Below are 1,895 nucleotides of genomic sequence, written 5' to 3'. Positions count from 1 at the left end.
GCTTCCTCTGGGGAGTGCGGGGCATATTCCGTTCTCCATGCCCGAAGCAGGTGGAGATAATCGGCAAGGATACGGAAGCAGCGGTTCTTTGCTTCCTGAAACTGTTCCTCCGGGGATTTCTGCTGGGGCTTGGGCTTTTTTGCCTTTCCCGGCGGTTTCCAGTCCTCATAGGAAAGCCCAAAGTCATTTGCCAGTTGTACGGCGGCTTCTTTCTTTGCCAGCCCATACAGGGCGGCGGCAAAATCAATCACATCCCCATCCGCACCGCAGCCGAAGCAGTGGTAACGCCGATCCAGCTTCATGCTTGGGGTTTTATCATTATGGAACGGGCAGCAAGCCATCCCGTTCCGACCTACATGGATTCCATAATGCTCCGCAGCCTGTCTTGTTGTGACGGACTGCTTCACAGCTTCAAATACATTCAAATCTATCCCTCCTTGAAAATAAGAAAAGCACCTGACATTCTCTGATTGAAAATGGCAAGTGCCTGTTAAAGTTCCATATCCTGTTGTCTGTGTTTCGCCTGTGCCGGGGCGGTTCTTTGAGCCTTTTTCTCGTCTGCCTTATCCTGCAAGACTTCCTTGATGGGCTGCTTCTTAGGCGACTCTTTACTTTCCTCTGTGCCGGGTGTGGCTTTCCGTACCCAGTAGCGGATGTCCCGCAGCTTCTTCAAATCCTCCTGTACCTCGGTCAGTGGTACTTTCAACTCTGCGATTTCTTCCAAAAGCGTTTCCTGCTCCTCTTGCAGCTCCTTTTGGGTACTGTCCTTATCATCTGGGTGCTTGGCAAGGTGGGCGGCGGCTTTTTCATACCGGGCAACCTCCGAGTGTTCCTGTTTGAATTTCTCCTTTGTTTTCTTAAAAAATATCTTCTGGTACTTCTCATAGACAGGCTTACATTCCTTGCAGTCTGTCCGGCTGGCAAGAATCCCGTCAATCACTTTGCTTCGGGCTTCCTTTGGCTTCATCTGATTGCGGTAATCTGCGGCTGATTTCCCGGAAGATTCCAGAAATGCTTCTAAGTCCTCCACAGTGGAAAGCCCCTTTTGCTGGAGATAGGACAGGGCTTCGCTGACTGCCTTTAAGTCCTGTGAAGTCCCCCGATTTTGTCCAGACCTCGTCCAGTCCTTCCGTTCTTCCTTTCGTATCTCCATATATTTCATCAGTAGATTGGGAAGAAGTGTCGCTTCCTCCGCCGCCTTTTGTGCAAGCAGTTCTTTCCGTTTTTCTCCCAGCTCGGTAATCCAGCCTTTGAGGTTTTGGATAAGCTGCCGGATGGACTTCATCAGGCGGTTGGCGGCTCTGATTTCCCGGTTCAGGTTGCCGATGTTCGTCTGGATACCCCGCTTTTCCATCTGCCGGACAGCAGCTCCCTCATGGACAGTAGGGATAATATCAAGCCCCTGTCTGGCATAAGAACGCAAGTCCACACGCTCTGGGCGGTCATTGGCTTCCAGATAGCGGTTCTGGATGACCTCCCATTCATGCCGCCAGATTTCGCAATACTTCTGGTCGTTCCAATCCACCGTATCCTCCTTGTGGCTTTTCCATCTGCCGGACGGAAGTTTTATCCGTTCCCCGTTTTCGTCAAGGTCATAAACCTTGCGGCTCTTGGGAAGCCATTTTCCATGTTCGTCCATTGCCCTCATAGTGAGCATGACATGGGCGTGGGGATTGTGTCCCGGCGGATAAGTGTCATGGATGGCAAAGTCAACAATCATTCCTTTGGAAACAAACTGCTGCTCACAAAACTCCCGGACAAGTGGAGTTCCATTGTTTTTCCACAGCTTCGGCGGCGTTCCATAGGGTATTGCGGTCTGCATACTCCGGCGGAGCATTTGCCGGGAGCAGGATTTCATTGTGGACGATACCACGCTTTTCCGGGTAGTGCTTCAC

1 protein-coding gene and 1 pseudogene are annotated in these 1,895 nt (G+C 51.3%); both read right to left on the bottom strand.

Going from position 1 to position 1,895, the window contains the following annotated elements; all coding sequences use genetic code 11:
* Positions 1-425 (bottom strand): CHC2 zinc finger domain-containing protein (locus PGY33_RS14205; protein WP_270479195.1); only part of this gene is annotated, 425 nt, incomplete at its 3' end.
* 65 nt (positions 426-490) lie between these two features.
* Positions 491-1,895 (bottom strand): annotated as a pseudogene (locus PGY33_RS14200) (MobA/MobL family protein).

It is taken from the genome of Butyricicoccus sp. AF18-9LB, from assembly GCF_027684505.1.
Taxonomy (GTDB): Bacteria; Bacillota; Clostridia; order Oscillospirales; family Butyricicoccaceae; genus Agathobaculum; species Agathobaculum butyriciproducens.
The sequence above is the reverse complement of the archived record's forward strand: the minus strand, read 5'-3'. Positions and strand labels throughout refer to the sequence as shown.